Here is a 15,991-nt window from a genome sequence, read left to right as displayed (position 1 = left end):
GGTGGTTTTGGCGAAGGGGAAACACCCGGTCCCATCCCGAACCCGGAAGTTAAGCTCTTCAGCGCCGATGGTACTGCATGGGAGACTGTGTGGGAGAGTAGGACACCGCCGGACATTTCTTATGGGGGAAGGCCCCGCCGACAACGGCGGGGCCTTTCCTCATTTCTGGGGCTTTGTTTCTTCTCGGTGTTCTGCGTCTTTGTGTTCCTGGCCAGGTTGCGTTGGCCAGGTATGGGCGATGGGCGGATCAGTGGGGAGTTCTGTGCTAAGCGGCTGCGGACGGGTTTGGCGTACGTCGTGTGGTTGCCGGGGAGTGCGGGGTTAGATTTCGTCGCCTGCCAGGACTGTGTCGGCGTCCACGATGCGGTAGGCGTAGCCCTGTTCGGCGAGGAAGCGCTGGCGGTGGGCTGCGTAGTCCTGGTCGAGGGTGTCGCGGGCGACGACGGCGTAGAAGCGGGCACCATGGCCCGACGCCTTCGGGCGCAGGAGGCGGCCCAAGCGCTGGGCTTCTTCCTGACGCGAGCCGTAGGCACCCGACACCTGGACGGCGACCGACGCCTCAGGCAGGTCGATCGAGAAGTTCGCGACCTTCGACACCACCAGCACGTTGATCTCGCCTGAGCGGAAGGCGTCGAACAGGCGTTCCCGTTCGCGGACGCGGGTCTCGCCCTTGATGACGGGTGCGTCCAGCAGAGCGCCGAGCTCGTCGAGCTGGTCGATGTACTGGCCGATGACCAAGGTCTGCTCGCCCTTGTGCCGGTCGACCAGTGCCTGGATGAGCTTGGTCTTGGTGTCGGTGGTGGCGCAGAAGCGGTAGCGCTCTTCGGGTTCGGCGGTGGCGTAGGCGAGGCGTTCCGCGTCGGTGAGGGTGACGCGGACCTCGACGCAGTCGGCCGGTGCGATCCAGCCCTGGGACTCCATGTCCTTCCAGGGCGCGTCGTAGCGTTTCGGGCCGATGAGGGAGAACACGTCGCCCTCGCGGCCGTCCTCCCGGACGAGGGTGGCGGTGAGGCCGAGGCGGCGGCGGGCCTGGAGGTCGGCGGTCATGCGGAAGATGGGCGCGGGCAGGAGGTGCACCTCGTCGTACACGACGAGGCCCCAGTCGCGGGCGTCGAACAGTTCGAGGTGCGTGTAGGCGCCCTTCCGGCGCGTCGTCATGATCTGGTAGGTCGCGATCGTGACGGGGCGGATCTCCTTCTTCGCGCCCGTGTACTCGCCGATCTCCTCCTCGGTGAGGGACGTCCGCCGGAGGAGCTCCTGCTTCCACTGGTGCGCCGACACGGTGTTGGTGACGAGGATCAGCGTGGTCGCCTCGGCGCGGGCCATGGCCGCGGCGCCGACGATCGTCTTGCCGGCGCCGCAGGGCAGGACGACGACGCCGGAGCCGCCGTGCCAGAACGCCTCGGCGGCGTCGTGCTGGTAGGAGCGGAGTTCCCAGCCGTCCTCGATGAGGGAGATCGCGTGGGCTTCGCCGTCGACGTAGCCGGCGAGGTCCTCGGCGGGCCAGCCGAGCTTCAGCAGGGCCTGCTTGAGGGCGCCGCGCTCGCTCGGGTGGACGGCGACGACGTCGTCCCCGACCCGGGCGCCGAGCATCCCCTTGATCTTCTTGGCGCGGAGGACCTCCTCCAGGACGGACCGGTCGGAGGACGCCAGGACCAGCCCGTGCAGGGGGTCCTTCTCCAGCCGCAGCCGCCCGTACCGCGCCATCGTGTCGGCGACGTCGACCAGCAGCGCGTGCGGGACGGGATAGCGCGAGAACCTGATCAGCGTGTCGACGACCTGTTCGGCGTCGTGTCCGGCGGCGCGGGCGTTCCAGAGCGCGAGCGGCGTCACCCGGTAGGTGTGGACGTGCTCGGGCGCCCGTTCGAGCTCGGCGAACGGCGCGATCTCCTTGCGGCAGGCGCCGGCCAGCTCGTGGTCGACCTCCAGCAGCAGCGTCTTGTCGGACTGGACGATGAGCGGACCGTCGGTCACGGAAAGCAGCCCCCGTCGCAAAATCGGTGTTCGGAGTGGGAAATCCCCGCTGGTGCACGGTACCCGAGGACGCCCGCGGCGGCGTCCCGGCTCGTACTGATTCAGGGCGGGCGCGTGTCCGGCCCGATGGTTCAACGGCTGGGGGTCGCCAGGTCTTCCCGGCCCCGGTGGCCCGTGTCCCGGTCGGCCTGCTCGGGGGCGGGCGCGGTCAGATGCCGCCGGACGAGTTGTAGTCGGGCTCTGTGGCGGCGATGACGACCACGTAGATCACGATGAAGATGATCCCGACCACGACGGCGGCGGCGAAGAGCGACCAGCTCCAGATCGTCAGCTTGCGGGCCGAGTTCGGGTCGGTGGTGTTGCGTCCGAGCGCGACCGCGGCGGTGATGACGCCGGGGATGGCGACGATGTTGCAGCACATCACGACCGCGATGCAGTTGCAGACGAGGGCGGCGATGGTGGAGCCGCTGCTCGGCGTCCGGTACGGCACTCCCGGGGGCCCGTAACCGTAGCCTCCCTGACCGTACCCGTAGCCCTGGCCCTGTCCGGCGCCGTACTGCGGCCCGTACGCGCCGCCCGGGTCCCAGCCCTTCGATCCGCCGCCGTAGGGGTCTTCCCAGCCCGACGGCGGACCCCCTCCGTACCCGCTCATCGGGAGCCTCCTCACGTTCGCCTGAACACGTTATCGGTCCGATGGGTCACTGGTTGGACCGTATGTGAGGTTCGTCGGTTCCGATCGTCATGGAACGATGCGGATCGCTCAGGGGGCCGGGTCGTCGGTGAGCTCGGCGACGCCGGTGATGCGGTGGAGCGCGAAACGGTGCACGGCGGCGCGCGTCGCGTCGTAGCCGGTGAGGAAACCGCCCTCGACGCGGACCGGTTCCACGATGCGGCTGGACGCCTGTCCCTGCTGGTCGAGGTAGCCGATCCAGACGCGTCCGCCGCGGTCGACGGCGGTGCGGAGGCGGTCGACGGTGGCCATCGCGGGCGAGCGGGGCGGTTCGCCGGGCGGGGCGTCCGCCCGCAGCCGGGCCTGCTCCGCGCCGTGCATGGACGCCTCGTCGCCCGCGCGCAGCGCCCGCACCGCGGCGGAGATCATCGAGGCGTCGGTGCGCTCCTCCGGCCGCAACCGGACGATCTCGGCGGTCGGCGGCGGGTCGGCGCGCTGCGCGTCCGGGCGGGTCACGATCACGCCGCCGCCCGGGGACTCGGCGACCGGGGCGAGGCCCATGGCGCGCAGGCCGTCGAGGAGGTCGGCGCGCTGGAGCCCGGACGCGAGGACGGTCGGCGCGAGGCGGTGCAGCCGCAGCGCGGCGGAGCGCCGGTCGGCGAGGATCTCATCGAGGGTGGCGGGCGCGTCGGTCCGGACGTAGGAGGCGAGGGCGCCGACGCGCAGGTGCCCGTGCCTGCGGGCGACGTCGTCGATCAGGTAGGTGAGCGGCTGCGGCAGCGGTGTCGCCGAGTGCCGGGTCAGCAGGGCGGTGATGTCGGCGGCGGTCCGGCCCGCGTCGAGGGCTCGGCGGATCGACTCGGGCGTGAAGCGGTAGACGGTCGCGGCGCCCTTGGACTCGACGTCGGCGGCGAGGGCGAGTTCCCGGGCGAGTTCGGTGACCAGCGGGCCGGGCGCGATCGCGGTGAGGTCGGCCTGGATGAGGATCTCCTCGACCGGGGCGGGCAGGTGCTTCTCCAGGGCGGGTTCGGGGTCGGCTCCGGCGAGCAGGTCGCGGGCGAACGGGGCCGGTTCGCCGAACCCGGTGAGGCCGAGGGCGGCGGCCTCGCGGAGCGTCCAGCCGATGATGCGGTCGCGGGTCCGGCCGCCGCGGCGGGGGCGCAGCCAGGCGAGCCGGTCGCGGAGCGCGTCCTCGCCGACGGCGCCGCGTCCGGCGTCCACGAGGACCTCCAGGGTCGCCCGGCGGGTGGACGGGGCGCTGCCGCGCACCATCGCCTCGCTGAGCGCGTTGATGAGCCGGTCGCGGTCGTCGCGTTCCCCGGCGAGGCCCGCGGCCCGGTCGGACTTCAGCCAGCCGCGGGCGAGCTCCGTCCAGCGGCCGGCGGTGTCGCGCATGAGCCACAGGTCGTAGGCGGGGGTCGGGAGCCATTCGCCGTCGAGGTCGCCGCTGCGGGTCAGCAGCCCGGCCGCGTACGCGACCTCGACGAGCAGCGCGGCCTTCCATTCGGGGACGTCCAGCAGCGTGGCGGCGGCGCGCAGGTCGCGGACGGCGAGGCCGCCGCTGCGCAGCACGGGCGGCGGTTCCAAACCCCAGCGTTCGAGCAGTTCCTCGACGAGCCGGACCGCGTTGAACGCCTCGCCGGCGGCGGCGCGGATCACGACGTCCTCGGCGCGGGGCTCGCCGGGCGGAGGCGGGAGCGGCGGCGGCTCCGCGCGGACGTCCCGGAAGAGGCGCCCGCCGCGCAGGTGCAGCGCGACCTCGCGCGGGAGGGTGACCGTGCGGTCGTCCTCGGCGGCGAGGAGGCCGCGGGCGAGGAGCCGCTCGATCGGGGTCGCCGCGGTGTCGACCCGGACGGGACGGCGCGCGTCGGCGACCCGCCCGACCGGCGGGCCCCAGGTCAGATGGTCGAGGGCGGCGAGCGCCTCGGGACCCGCGTCCTCGATCAGCGGGCCGGGCGCGCTCAGCAGCTCCGCGAGCCGCCGCAGCAGGCGCGCCGAGTCGGCGAAGCCGCGCGGGGCCTCGCCGTCCAGGTCGGTGACCAGGTCGGTGAGCCGCTCGCGGGTGTAGCCGGCGAAGACCTCCTGGACGGGCGGGCCGAGCCCGGCCGGGTGCGGCAGGGACTGCCGGACGCCGGGCGCCGGGTTCAGGGTCCCGTTCCCCCAGACGAGGCCGTACCGGTGCAACGTTCCGATGGCGTCCTCGACCTGCGCGGGCGTGGCGGCGAGCGTGGCGGCGAGCGTCTCGGGGCCGGTCGGCGCCGGCGGGGGCAGGACGAGCAGGGCCTCCAGGACGGCGAGCGTGAACCGGTCGAGCCGGTCGAGGGCGCGGGAGACCGCGGCGGGCGTCGCGGCGCGGGCGGCGAGCGCGGTCAGGTCGGCGGGGACGGGCGCGAGCAGTTCGGGACGCGCGGACAGGAGCGCGCGAAGCTCGTCGTCGCCTCGCGCGCGCAACCAGTCCGCGTACGTTTCCATGCCTTTCCTCAACTGTAGGGTGCCTGGGGCTGGGAGGAGGACGGGGTGCGCGCCGCCTGAGCCCGGTCCCTCAAGGGTAGGAGCCCGCATGGTGTGCCCTGTAGGACGAACATGCCGTGTGCTGGAGGAACGCGTGCCAAGCGCCGAAGAACGCGTGCGGGGCGCCGAGAAAGGCGCGGTTCGTCAGGGGGCCGTTGTGGTGGGTTCGGGGGCGGAGTTCCGCTGCAGGTGGACGAGCCCTAGGCCGAGCCGCGCCCAGCTCTCCACGAACCGCTTCTCGTCGATGCGGGTCGGCGGCTCGTACATCGACTCGTTCGCGAGCCAGTAGTTCACCACCGCGCCGCCGAGGATCGCCGCGATCGCCGGCCAGTCCTCGTCGGCGCCCTCGAACTCGGGCTGCGCCGACAGCCAGGTGGCGATCCCCTCGTAGAGGGGGTTGACGATGCCCTCCCGCATCTCCGCGACCAGGCTCGGGAACTGGTCGAGGTCGCGGAACAGCACCCGGATGAGGTCCTGCTCCTCGCGCATCTTCGCCAGCCCGGTCTGGCACGTCATCCGCAGCCGCGTCTCCAGCGGGCGCTCCTCGTAGACGGCCGCCTGGTCGAGGACGTCGTTGATCTGCTTGCGGGTCCGGTCGATGTGCTCGCGGATGGCGGAGGCGAGGACCTCCTCCTTGGAGCGGAAGTGCCGGTACAGGCCGCCCGCGCCCGGCGAGAGACCGGCGGCCGCCTCGATCTCCGCCACCGACGTCGCCGTGTAACCCCGGTCGGCGAACAGCCGGAGCGACTCGGCCACGATCCGCTCGCGCGTGGACATCGCCATCTGATCAACCTCCTGGACCCGCCGCACGCTTCGTACGTACGTGCTCGGACACGGGTGCCCGTTCGGCGGGAACCGCGCTGATCGAGCCTACCGCCGGGGCGGCGGGAAGTGCGGTCCGCGGGCCCGCGCCCCGCAAGTGTCCGGGTACCCCGCCGTTAGCCGTTCGGTCAGGTCGGCGGTGGGCTGTGGAGGGGAAATCCGGTCGGCTGTGAAGCAGAAATATCGCGAAGACGACATTCGTCGTGTCGGCCGGTGGGACCGGCCGCGGGCATGGCCCGGACACAGTGTGTTACGCCTTGCCGCGGCGTCCGGGGCCGCTAGAGTTTCGGTGCCCGCGCCCCGTCGCCGAAAGGGGCGTCGTCGGAAAGGTCGGCGATGTTCAAGTCTCCGCGGAAGGCGGCCGACGGGGCCTTCCTGCCCGAGGACTTCGTGGTGCCCACGCTGGTGGCAGGCTCCCGCTTCCAGATCCGCCCGATCACCGTGCACGACGTGGTCAAGGACTACGGCGCCGTGATCGGCAGCCTGGACCGGCTCGCCGGCCGGTTCGGGCCCGAGTGGGGCTGGCCGGACAGCGAGTTCACCTTCGAGCAGGCCCTGATCGACGTCGCCTGGCTGCAGAAGCAGGGCCAGCTGCGGCGCTCGTTCAGCTACGTCGTGATCACGCCGGACGGGGACCGCCAGCTCGGCCGCATCCATGTGGCCCCGTCCGACGACCCCGGCGCGGACGCCGTCGTGGTGTTCTGGGTCCGCGCCGACGAGGAGAACTCCGCGCTGGAGAAGGAACTGGAGGAGTTCGTCCGAGAGTGGGTCACGACCGCCTGGCCGTTCGACAACGTCCGCTTCCCAGGAAGGGATTAGCGGGTCAGGCCCGGCGGCGGATCAGGGTGGTGAGGAGCCTGCCCGCGATCAGGTAGACGGCGGCGGCCAGGCCGTAGTTGACGGCCACCTCGGTCTTGGGGTTCTCGGGCTGGAAGACGTCCTCGAACTGCCAGCACAGCTCGGTGGCCCGGTCGCCGAACCAGCGGACGATCCCGTTCGCCGTGTTCGCCTCGAACGCGACGAACAGGATGTGCACCGCCATGATCACCACGACGACCGTGGTGACCGCGGACACCGACGTGGCGACGATGCCGAACGCGCGGCGGCGGGCGGCGGTGGCGCTCCGGCGGACGGCGGTGGCACCGTCCGTGAACGGCCGCCGTTCACGCCGTTCGTGGTGGTCGCGGTCGTCGCCGGGCTCGATGCGGGTCATCGCGAGCTCCTGCGCGGGCGCCGGCGCGGGCTCGGCCGTCCGGCCGGAGTCGGGGATGTCTGCCATTGCGGCCTCCTTCAGCGGCCCGTTCACCGAGAGACCCCGTTCTCCGGGGAACCTCGCCGGGCGGACGCCGGGGCTGATCGTCCTTTTGCTCGGGGTGGCTTGTTCGAGTCCTGTGTTTTCCCTGGTCAGGTGGTTTGTGGTCGGGGGCCCGGGTATATCGCCAGCACGGGCGGCCGTTCCCGGTGGACCGGGGCGCCGGTTCCGGTCACAACTGAACGGTCACCCGCGCGAAAGTTCCCGCGCTCTCCTACTCGGATCCCGTCGCATCGCCACTACCAGGAGAGCGCGGGTACTCGCATGTGTCCAGCCCCCTTAACCTGTGGGACGTGCCCGATCACGATTCCCCTGGTCTCCGTTCCCCTGATCTCCGTCCCGGACTCGCCGTCGGCTTCGACCTCGACCTGACGCTGGCCGACACGCGCGCCGGCATCGGCGCGGTGTACGCGGCCCTCGCGGCGGAGAGCGGCGTCGCCATCGACACCGACGCCGTCATCGGGCGCATCGGCCCCCCGCTGGAGGAGGAGCTCGGCTACTGGTTCCCGCCCGAGGAGGTGCCCGTGATGGCGGCGCGCTACCGGGCGATCTACGCCGACATCGCGATCCCGGCGACCGTCCTCATGCCGGGGGCGGCGGCGGCTCTCGATGCGGTGCGGGCCCGCGGCGGGCGGGTGATCGTCGTCTCGGGCAAGAACCAGGCCGACACCGAACGGACCGTCCGCTACCTCGGCCTTGAGGTGGACGTCGTCGCCGGCGGCCTGTTCGGCGCCGACAAGGGCACCGTGCTGCGCGAGCACGCGGCGGGCGCCTACATCGGCGACCACACCGGCGACGTGGACGCGGCGCGGGCGGCGTCGGCCCTCGCGGTGGCCGTCGCGACCGGCGCGTACGATTCGGCGGCGCTCACCGCGTACGGGGCGGATGTCGTCCTGCCCGATCTTCTCGCTTTCCCGGAATGGCTCGGCGGGTTCCGGGCGTCGTGAACCACAGGTCCGCATCCTGAGCTGCGGCCCGATATTCGGATGCCGTTGCCGGGCGGGGCCGGATAGCTTCTGATCGTCGGCCTGTGCGGGCCTCGCGGAGGGTGCCGGTGTGTACACCAGCCCTTGGCGAGGCACTAATCTTGAGGTCGATTCAGGACGATTACCGAACGAGGTCTCCGGTGCCGACTGGCAAGGTCAAGTGGTACGACTCCGACAAGGGGTTCGGCTTCCTCACGCGCGACGACGGCGGTGAGGTCTTCGTGCACTCATCGGCGTTGCCGGGCGGGGTCACGACGCTGAGACCAGGGCAGCGCATCGAGTTCGGCGTGGTCGAGGGGCGGCGGGGGCAGCAGGCGCTCCAGGTCAAGGTGCTGGACACGCTGCCGTCGGTCGAGAAGACGATCGCCAAGCAGCGGCGCAAGAAGCCCGACGAGATGGTCGTCATCACCGAAGACCTGATCAAGCTGCTGGACGGCATCTCCAACACCTACCGGCGCGGCAAGCATCCGGCCCCGGCGGAGGCCAAGAAGATCGCCACCGTGCTGCGGGCCGTCGCGGACGATCTGGCCGCGTCCTAGCGCCGCCTCTGGTGCGTCCGGGCGTCTGCGGTGCTCAGGTGTGCATCTCCGGGTGTGCGTCCTTGAGCGTCGTCTGAGATTGCGCGGGGCGACGACGGCGGCGGCGGTGCGTCCGGCGGCGGGTTCCGGCGCGGCGCGACAGCAGCAGGACCAGCGAGACGGCGAGCGCGGCGGACACGATCGCGAGCGCGACGCGTCCGTCCGCGACGATCGACATGCCGAGGCCGGCCAGCCCGCCGATGACCCACACGAGCTGGTGCAGCGTCTCCGAGACGGCGAAGGTGGACGACCGCATCTCCTCGCCGACCTCCTCCTGCACCACGGCGTCCATCGACAGCTTGCCGAGCACCTGCCCGAGGCCCGCCGCGGTCGCCACCGCCAGCGCCGCCCACAGGCCGAAGAACGCGGCGCTCACGGCGGCGACGGCGGTCACGGACGCCAGCGTCGCCGAGACGATCAGCCGCGGCGCCCGCGCCTTCATCCACGCGCCGAGCGCCGTGCCGATCAGTCCGCCGGCCCCGGCGGACGCCGCCAGCAGCCCGAGCGCGACGTTGTTGGACACCGGGTCGAACCGCTCCTGGCGCAGCAGGAACGCCAGATAGAGGATCAGGAAGCCGGAGAACGCGCGCAGCACCGCGTTGGCCTGCATCGCCTCCGCGACGACCGGGCCGACGCGCGGCAGCGTCCGCCAGTGCCTGGCCTGCGGCCGCGCGGTCTCGTCGGGGGCGCCGGGGCCGCCGGGGCCGCGGGCTTCCGGCGAGGGCTCGGCGTCCGGGACGTCCACACGCTGTGGAAGCCGCATGGTGAACACGACGCCCAGCAGGAACACGAGGGTGCCGATGCGCAGGACCCAGTCGGCGCCGATGAGCCACACGAGGCCCGCGCCGATCGGCGCGGTGATCGACGCGGCGATCAGGCCCGCGAACGCGGAGCGCGCGTTCGCCGTCACGAGCGTGATCTCGTCCGGCAGGACGCGGGGCGTCACCGCGGCGCGCAGCACCCCGAACGCCTTCGACAGCACGAGCACGCCGAACGCGGCGGGCAGGAACGTGACCTGGTCGCCGTGCGGCAGCGCGCTCGCCATCGCCCAGCACAGCAGCGCGCGGATCACGAACGTGCTGGAGATCGCGTACCGGCGGACGTGCCGCGCCCGGTCCAGTGCCGGGCCGATCAGCGGCGCGACCAGCGCGAACGGTGCCATCGTGACGACGAGGTAGAGGGCGACCTGGCCGCGCGCCTGGTTGACGTCCAGGCCGAAGAACAGCGTCCCGGCGAGGGCGACGGTCACCAGCGCGTCTCCGGCGGAGTTGACCGCGGACGCCTCGATCAGGCTGCCGAGGCCGCTGCGTCCGGCGCCCTGGGCGTGGGTGGCGCGGCGGGTCAGCCGTCCCGTGCGCGCCATCGCGGAGCGCGTGCCGCGCAGCGCCCGCGCCGCACCTCCCGCAGCGGCGCGTACGGATCGCCCGAACCGTGTCCGGTCACCCATGCGCCCTGATCTCTCCCCTGCGTCGTCCGGGTTCTCCGCTGAGGCACGACCCCTCGATTGAGGGTACGTTCCCCGCTGGGGAACCTGCTCACCAACGGTGCGCCGGTGGTTGTTTTCCATGGGGTGGCAGGGTGAGGTGCCCGGCCACGCCGTTCCATGGGCGAGAATTGGCATGTGAGCTCACTGCCGCAGTCCAGCCCCACGCGTTCCGCGTCCACGCACGGCGCGTCCGCGCAGAGTATTTCCGGGCCCGCCCGCCGGGCCCGCACGCCCGCCGTCGACACCGCCTGCGCCGAGGCTGTAGACCTCGCCCGCGAGGCCGCGCATGAAACGGCCAGTCCCGGTCAGGCGGGGGAGCATCTCGGCCTGCGCGCGGAAGGCGACCGCGTGGTCACGCACTATTTCGAGTGCCTCGACCCCGCGTACGTGGGCTGGCGGTGGGCCGTGACCGTGACGCGGGCGTCCCGCGCCAAGGTCGTCACGGTCAGCGAGTGCGTGCTGCTGCCCGGCGACGACGCGCTGCTCGCGCCGCCGTGGGTGCCGTGGCTGGAGCGGCTGCGTCCCGGCGACCTCGGTCCCGGTGACCTGCTGCCGACCGCGCCCGACGACGTCCGGCTCGCGCCCGGCTACACGCAGGTGGACGACGAGGCCACCGATCGCGAGGCGCAGTGGGAGCCGGGGCTCGGCCGCGTCCGGGTCCTGTCCCGGGAGGGGCGCGACGAGGCCGCCGCCCGCTGGTACGAGGGCGTCGGGGGCCCGCGCGCCCCGATCGCCGCGTCCGCGCCCGCGCAGTGCTCCACCTGCGGGTTCTATGTGGCGCTGGCGGGTGAGCTGCGGAAGATGTTCGGCGTGTGCGCGAACGAGTACGCGCCCGATGACGGACGTGTCGTCTCCGCCGACCACGGCTGCGGCGCGCACTCGGAGGCGGTCTCCCTGCCCGCCGTGTCCGAGCACAGCCCCCCGGTCATCGACGAGTTGGGCTACGAGGTCCTGCCGTCCCCGGCCAGGGTGGAGGACGCCGCACCGGTGGAGGTGGGCGAAGCGTCCGAGGTCGAGGACGCGGCGACCCTGGACGAAGAGGCCCTGGGCCACAGCTGACGATGCCGGATCTCGGGACGCGGGCCCTGCGGGAGCGGGTGCTGCGCGCCTGGAGCGAGTCACCCGCCCGGTTCCGCGAGGACGCCAACACCGAGGAGGACTTCGCCCTCGGCGGCTATCGCGACCGTGTCGTGATCGAGCTGGCGCAGAACGCCGCGGACGCCGCGCTGCGCGCCGCCGTTCCGGGACGGCTCCGGCTGGCTCTCCGTACGTCGCCGTCCGGTGCCGCTGTGCTGAGCGCCGCCAACACCGGGGCGCCGCTGGACGCCGCGGGCGTGGAGGCGCTGTCGACGCTGCGGGCGTCGTCCAAGCGGGACGACGCGGGCACGGCGGGACGGTTCGGTGTCGGGTTCGCGGCGGTCGTGGCCGTCAGCGATCAGCCCGCCATCGCGTCTGGCGGGGCGGGCGTGATGTGGTCGCGGGCCCGCTCTCAGGAGCTGGTCGAGGGAGTTCCGGCGCTCGCGGGGGAACTGGAGCGGCGTGGCGGGCATGTTCCGCTGCTCCGGTTGCCGTTCGCCATGGACGAGCCGCCTGAGATTCCGGCGGGGTTCGACACGGTCGTGCGGCTGCCGTTGCGCGAGGACGCGGTCGAGTCCGTCCGGCGGCAGCTTGAGCGTGCCGGAGCCGCGTTGATGCTGGCCCTTCCCGCGCTGGGCGGTGTTGAGATCGATGTGGACGGCGACGTCCGCGAGCTGACCGCTGAGCGTCGTACTCCGGACGAGGTGGTCCTGAATGGAGCGGTCTGGCGGACGGCGGAGGCACATGGGGAGATCCCGATGGCGCTTCTGGAAGACCGCCCGGTGGAGGAGCGGGGGCGGCCTTTCTGGCACGTGCGGTGGGCCCTGCCAGAGGACGGCCTACCGGAAGACACCCCTGCGGTCGTGCATGCGCCAACGCCCAGTGACGAACGGCTGGATCTGCCCGCGCTGCTCATCGCGTCGTTCCCGCTCGCACCTGACCGGCGGCACGTCGCGCCCGGCCCGCTGACCGACTTCCTCGTGGACCGGGCCGCCGAGACCTATGTGCGGTTGCTGAGCGACCTTCCCGTTTCCCCACGCGTGCTCAGCCTGGTGCCTGGGCCGGTGGGGGGCGGTGAGCTGGACGCCCGGGTGCGGCGCGGTATCCGCGAACGCCTTCCCGAGGCGCCGCTGCTGCCCCACCGGACGCGCGGGCGCGACGCGGTCGCCGTCGACGCCCCCGCCGAGTTCGTCGAGCTCCTCGGCGGCGAGGACGGCGTCGCGACCGGCCTGCTCCCGCCGGAGTGGCCCGCGCGAAGCCCGGCGCTCGCCGCGCTCGGGGTGCGGCGGGTCGAGCTGGCGGACGTCATCGATGAGCTGGCCGCTGTGGACCGCGAACCGGCGTGGTGGCACCGGATGTACGGGACGCTCGGCGGAGCCGCCACAGACGCTCTGGGGGCCGTCCCGGTGCCGCTGGCCGGCTCGGCGGCGGACGGGGTCGGACGGATCGTGCGCGGCCCGCGCGGCCTGCTGATCGCGGACGGCGTCGATCCCGGCGGCCTGGACGCGCTCGGCCTGCGGTTCGTCCACCCGGAGGCGGTGCATCCGCTGCTGGCCCGGCTGGGGGCTGTCGAGGCGGGGCCGCGGGCCGTGCTCGCCGACGCCGCCGTGCGTGCCGCCGTCGAGGAGTCGTTCGAGGCCGACGACCCCGATGCGGTCGCAGAAGCCGTCTTGGGGCTCGTCGCCGCCGCGCGGCTCGACCCGGGCGAGGAGCCATGGCTGGCAGAGCTGGCCTTGCCCGGCGACGACGGGGAGCTGTATCCGGCGGGTGAGCTGCTTCTGCCGGAGAGCCCGCTGCGCGCTCTCATGGCCGATGACGCGCCCTTCGGGGTGGTCGACGGAGAGCTGCTGGAACGGTGGGGCGCGGAGACGCTCACGGCCGTCGGCGTCCTGGACGGGTTCGCCCTCGCGAAGGGCGAGGACGTGAACCTCATGGGGCTCGCCGACGAAGCGGAAACCCTGGACCTCGATGACGAGGACCTGTGGGCCGACGACGTGCTGCGGCGAATCGGCCCGCAAGACCTTCCGCCGCTCGTGCCGGAGTTCCTGGCCGTCCGGGACCTTGAACTGGTGGACGACTGGTCTGCGGCGCTGCGCGTCCTTGCGGAGCCGCCGTGGCGGGCCGCGATCGTCGATCCCGTCCATGTGGCCGTGCACGGCGGACGGCGGGTCGCCGTCCCGTCCTATACGGCGTGGTGGCTGAGCCGTCACCGCGTCCTGGACGGACGCAGACCCGGCGAATTCCATCTGGGCGGGGACGACGCCCTGGCAGGGCTCTATGACGTCGCGCCAGCGGGCTTTGACGAGCGGCTCCTGCTCGCCCTGGGCGTCCGCACGTCGCTGGCCGATCTGCTGGACGAACCCGGAGGCGCCCAAGAGCTCCTCAACCGGCTCGGTGACCCGGAACGGTCCGTCACCCGAGCACAGCTGGGCGCCCTGTGGACGGCCCTGGCCGACGCCCCGGACACAGCGATCGAACCACCCGACCACGTCCGGGCCGTCGTAAACGGAGACGTCGAAGTCGTAGACGCCGCTGACGCCCTGGTCCTGGACGCTCCGGACGTCCTGCCCCTCCTTCGGGGCCAGCCGCTCATCATCGCCGCGGAAGGACGCGACGAGCGCCTAGCCGAACTCCTCGATCTCCCTCTGGCTGGAGACGAGGTTCCGGGGGCCGTCCAATCGGAGGGCGAGAAACGTCCCGTACCCGACGCGGTCAGGGCCGTCCTGCCGGACGCCCCCGCCGATTACCTCGCGCACGACCGCCTGGTCGTGGACGGCCAGGACGTGCCGTGGTGGACGAGAGACGGCGAAGTGCGCGCGAGCAGCGTGCAGGGCCTGGCCCGCGCACTCGCGTGGTCAACAGGTCGTTGGGCCGACCGGCTCACCCTCGAAGCGGTGCTACGCGCCCCTGAGACGCTCCCAGACCTCCTGGCCGAGGCGGACCTGGAGCCTTAGTCGGCGCGCCCGTGCTCCGCGGTCTCGGCAGGCTTGTCGCCCTTGGCGCCGGCCTTGCCGTCGGCGGGGTCGGTCTCGCGCTGGGCGGCGCGGGCGGCCTCCTGGCTGGCGCGGCGTGCCTGCAACCTCGGGACGTACCAGACCCCGAACATGCCGCTCGCGAAACCGGTGACGCACACCCACAGCCACCACCGGTCCTCGGACGGCAGCCCGACGATGAGCAGCACGACGAACGCCACCGCCCAGGCGGCCGCGCCCGCGGCCGCGATGCGGACGTCGTTGGTCTGCATGGGCGGCGGGTCCGGGCGGCGCGGTCGGGTCATGCGATCAGGTTACGCCGCGGGCGCCGGGCAACCCTCCGACGACCATGCCGATGAGCAGCTCATAGCTGGCCTCCAGGTCCTCGGGGAGGCCGAATCCGCCCGCCGCCTCCAGGACGGCGAACCCGTGCACGGCCGAGCGCAGGCACCGGGCCGCGTGGACCAGCTCCGAGCCTTCCAGGGCGTAGCCGCGCAGCGCCGCGTAGATGACGGCCAGGAGACGCTCGGCCGCCGCGTTGTCCTCCGGCTGGGCGTCCGCCGACTGGTCCATGGCCGCGTACCGGCCGGGATGCTCCACCACATACGACCGGTAGGCGCGCATCAGGGCGCGGACGGCGTCGTCCCCGGAGCGTCCCAGTGCGGCGTCTCCGAGCCGTTCTGTAAGTTCTTCGAGCACGCGTACGGTGATCAGCTGTCGCAACTCGGCCAGGTTGCGGACATGCTTGTACAGGGAGGGCGTCGCGACCCCGGCCCTTCCCGCCACCGCCGCCAGCGTCAGGGCGCCGGGGCCGTCGGCGTCCACGATGGCGACGGCGGCGTCGACGACGGCGGCCGGGGACAGTCCGGCACGAGGCATTCCACTCTCCTCCATTCTAGATAGCTCACAGGCTAATAAGCCTAGCCGCAATGTCAAGGTACGGCGTGGCAGCATGGGAGACCAATGACGATGACAACGCCACCCACCCCGAGCCGTGCCGCGTCCGTCCCCGGGCTGGCCGAGGAGCTGCGTATCTCGATCGCCAGGCTGTCGCGGCGGCTCCGCACGCTGCGTCCGGCCACCGAGGGCGAGCGGGGCGGCCCGGGCCCGCTGTCGCTCACCCAGCTCGCCGCGCTCGCCGCGATCGAGCGGAACGGGTCGATGACGCCCCGCGAGCTGGCCGACCACGAGAAGGTGCAGCCGCCCTCGATGACGCGCGTGATCGCCTACCTGGAGGAGCGGGGCCTGGTCGCGCGCAGCCCGCATCCCACCGACGGGCGCCAGGTCGTCTTGAACGCGACCGAGGCGGGTATCGCCCTGCTGGCGGACGAGCGGCGCCGCAAGGAGGCGTGGCTGGCCAGGAGGCTCGGCGAGCTGACCGACGACGAGCGGGAGATCCTCCGCCGGGCCGCCCCGATCATCGACCGGCTCAGCCGCTCCTGACCGATCACGCCCGGTCACGCCGGTCCCGCTCGATCGCGCCGGATTTGCCGGAATGCCGTGCCTGCGATTATCGTTAGCTCTGTTAATGACTTCCGCTAATGACAGACCCCGCGAGCCCGAGGCGACCGCGACGCGCGGCCCCCACGGCCACCACCCCACG

At 72.7% G+C, this 15,991-nt stretch carries 14 protein-coding genes and 1 rRNA gene; 7 read left to right on the top strand and 8 right to left on the bottom strand.

The annotated features are described in order from the left end of the window. Positions 1-114 (top strand): 5S ribosomal RNA (rrf, locus tag E1264_RS27550); the annotation flags it as partial. A gap of 207 nt (positions 115-321) precedes the next feature. Here rrf and E1264_RS27545 read toward each other — a convergent pair. The 4 genes from E1264_RS27545 to E1264_RS27530 form a co-directional block, all read right to left on the bottom strand. Beyond that, on the bottom strand, positions 322-1,974 hold the full coding sequence (locus E1264_RS27545; RefSeq protein WP_132178350.1) for a DNA repair helicase XPB: 1,653 nt from the start codon (positions 1,972-1,974) through the stop codon (positions 322-324). A 208-nt stretch (positions 1,975-2,182) separates the two neighbouring features. Then, positions 2,183-2,626 carry a hypothetical protein gene (locus E1264_RS27540; RefSeq protein WP_132178349.1) on the bottom strand — a complete coding sequence of 148 codons (444 nt, stop codon included), beginning with the start codon at positions 2,624-2,626 and terminating at the stop codon, positions 2,183-2,185. A gap of 108 nt (positions 2,627-2,734) precedes the next feature. Beyond that, on the bottom strand, positions 2,735-5,116 hold the full coding sequence (locus E1264_RS27535; protein ID WP_132178348.1) for a helicase-associated domain-containing protein: 2,382 nt from the start codon (positions 5,114-5,116) through the stop codon (positions 2,735-2,737). Positions 5,117-5,299: 183 nt separating this feature from the next. After that, positions 5,300-5,938: a TetR/AcrR family transcriptional regulator gene (locus tag E1264_RS27530; RefSeq protein WP_165964408.1), complete on the bottom strand. Its 639-nt coding sequence runs from the start codon at positions 5,936-5,938 to the stop codon at positions 5,300-5,302. 375 nt (positions 5,939-6,313) lie between these two features. On the opposite strand from E1264_RS27530, the gene E1264_RS27525 reads away from it, so the two are divergent. Next, positions 6,314-6,796 (top strand): GNAT family N-acetyltransferase, encoded by a 483-nt coding sequence (locus E1264_RS27525; RefSeq protein ID WP_243711207.1) that lies wholly within the window; start codon positions 6,314-6,316, stop codon positions 6,794-6,796. Between the two features lie 4 nt (positions 6,797-6,800). On the opposite strand, the gene E1264_RS27520 is transcribed toward E1264_RS27525, so the two are convergent. Beyond that, positions 6,801-7,256, bottom strand: a complete 456-nt coding sequence (locus E1264_RS27520) for a hypothetical protein (protein WP_132178347.1) — start codon at positions 7,254-7,256, stop codon at positions 6,801-6,803. A gap of 326 nt (positions 7,257-7,582) precedes the next feature. On the opposite strand from E1264_RS27520, the gene E1264_RS27515 reads away from it, so the two are divergent. Both E1264_RS27515 and E1264_RS27510 read left to right on the top strand, forming a co-directional pair. Continuing rightward, positions 7,583-8,236, top strand: coding sequence for an HAD hydrolase-like protein (locus E1264_RS27515; RefSeq protein ID WP_132178346.1), 654 nt, complete (start codon positions 7,583-7,585; stop codon positions 8,234-8,236). A 179-nt stretch (positions 8,237-8,415) separates the two neighbouring features. Further along, the gene (locus tag E1264_RS27510; RefSeq protein WP_132178345.1) at positions 8,416-8,814 is read left to right on the top strand and encodes a cold-shock protein; all 399 of its coding nucleotides are present in this window, start codon (positions 8,416-8,418) and stop codon (positions 8,812-8,814) included. Positions 8,815-8,848: 34 nt separating this feature from the next. Here the strand turns inward: E1264_RS27510 and E1264_RS27505 are convergent, their stop codons facing one another. Next, positions 8,849-10,300 (bottom strand): MFS transporter, encoded by a 1,452-nt coding sequence (locus tag E1264_RS27505; RefSeq protein ID WP_243711206.1) that lies wholly within the window; start codon positions 10,298-10,300, stop codon positions 8,849-8,851. Positions 10,301-10,540: 240 nt separating this feature from the next. On the opposite strand from E1264_RS27505, the gene E1264_RS27500 reads away from it, so the two are divergent. Then, a complete protein-coding gene (locus tag E1264_RS27500; RefSeq protein WP_243711208.1) occupies positions 10,541-11,398 on the top strand; it encodes a DUF3027 domain-containing protein in 858 nt (285 codons plus the stop codon). A gap of 2 nt (positions 11,399-11,400) precedes the next feature. Next, positions 11,401-14,370 (top strand): hypothetical protein, encoded by a 2,970-nt coding sequence (locus E1264_RS27495; protein ID WP_132178343.1) that lies wholly within the window; start codon positions 11,401-11,403, stop codon positions 14,368-14,370. Here E1264_RS27495 and E1264_RS27490 read toward each other — a convergent pair. Together E1264_RS27490 and E1264_RS27485 are read right to left on the bottom strand one after the other, a co-directional pair. Further along, complete coding sequence (locus E1264_RS27490) at positions 14,367-14,693, bottom strand: DUF2530 domain-containing protein (RefSeq protein ID WP_132178342.1); 327 nt, start codon at positions 14,691-14,693, stop codon at positions 14,367-14,369. The two genes, E1264_RS27495 and E1264_RS27490, sit on opposite strands and share 4 nt — an antisense overlap. A gap of 4 nt (positions 14,694-14,697) precedes the next feature. Then, complete coding sequence (locus E1264_RS27485; RefSeq protein WP_132178341.1) at positions 14,698-15,267, bottom strand: TetR-like C-terminal domain-containing protein; 570 nt, start codon at positions 15,265-15,267, stop codon at positions 14,698-14,700. A 90-nt stretch (positions 15,268-15,357) separates the two neighbouring features. On the opposite strand from E1264_RS27485, the gene E1264_RS27480 reads away from it, so the two are divergent. Continuing rightward, positions 15,358-15,831 (top strand): MarR family transcriptional regulator, encoded by a 474-nt coding sequence (locus E1264_RS27480; RefSeq protein ID WP_132178340.1) that lies wholly within the window; start codon positions 15,358-15,360, stop codon positions 15,829-15,831. Positions 15,832-15,991: the final 160 nt, after the last annotated feature.

The organism is Actinomadura sp. KC216 (assembly GCF_004348535.1).
Lineage (GTDB): Bacteria > Actinomycetota > Actinomycetes > Streptosporangiales > Streptosporangiaceae > Spirillospora.
Note: the sequence above shows the minus strand (reverse complement) of the source record. Positions and strands in the feature narration are given on the sequence as shown.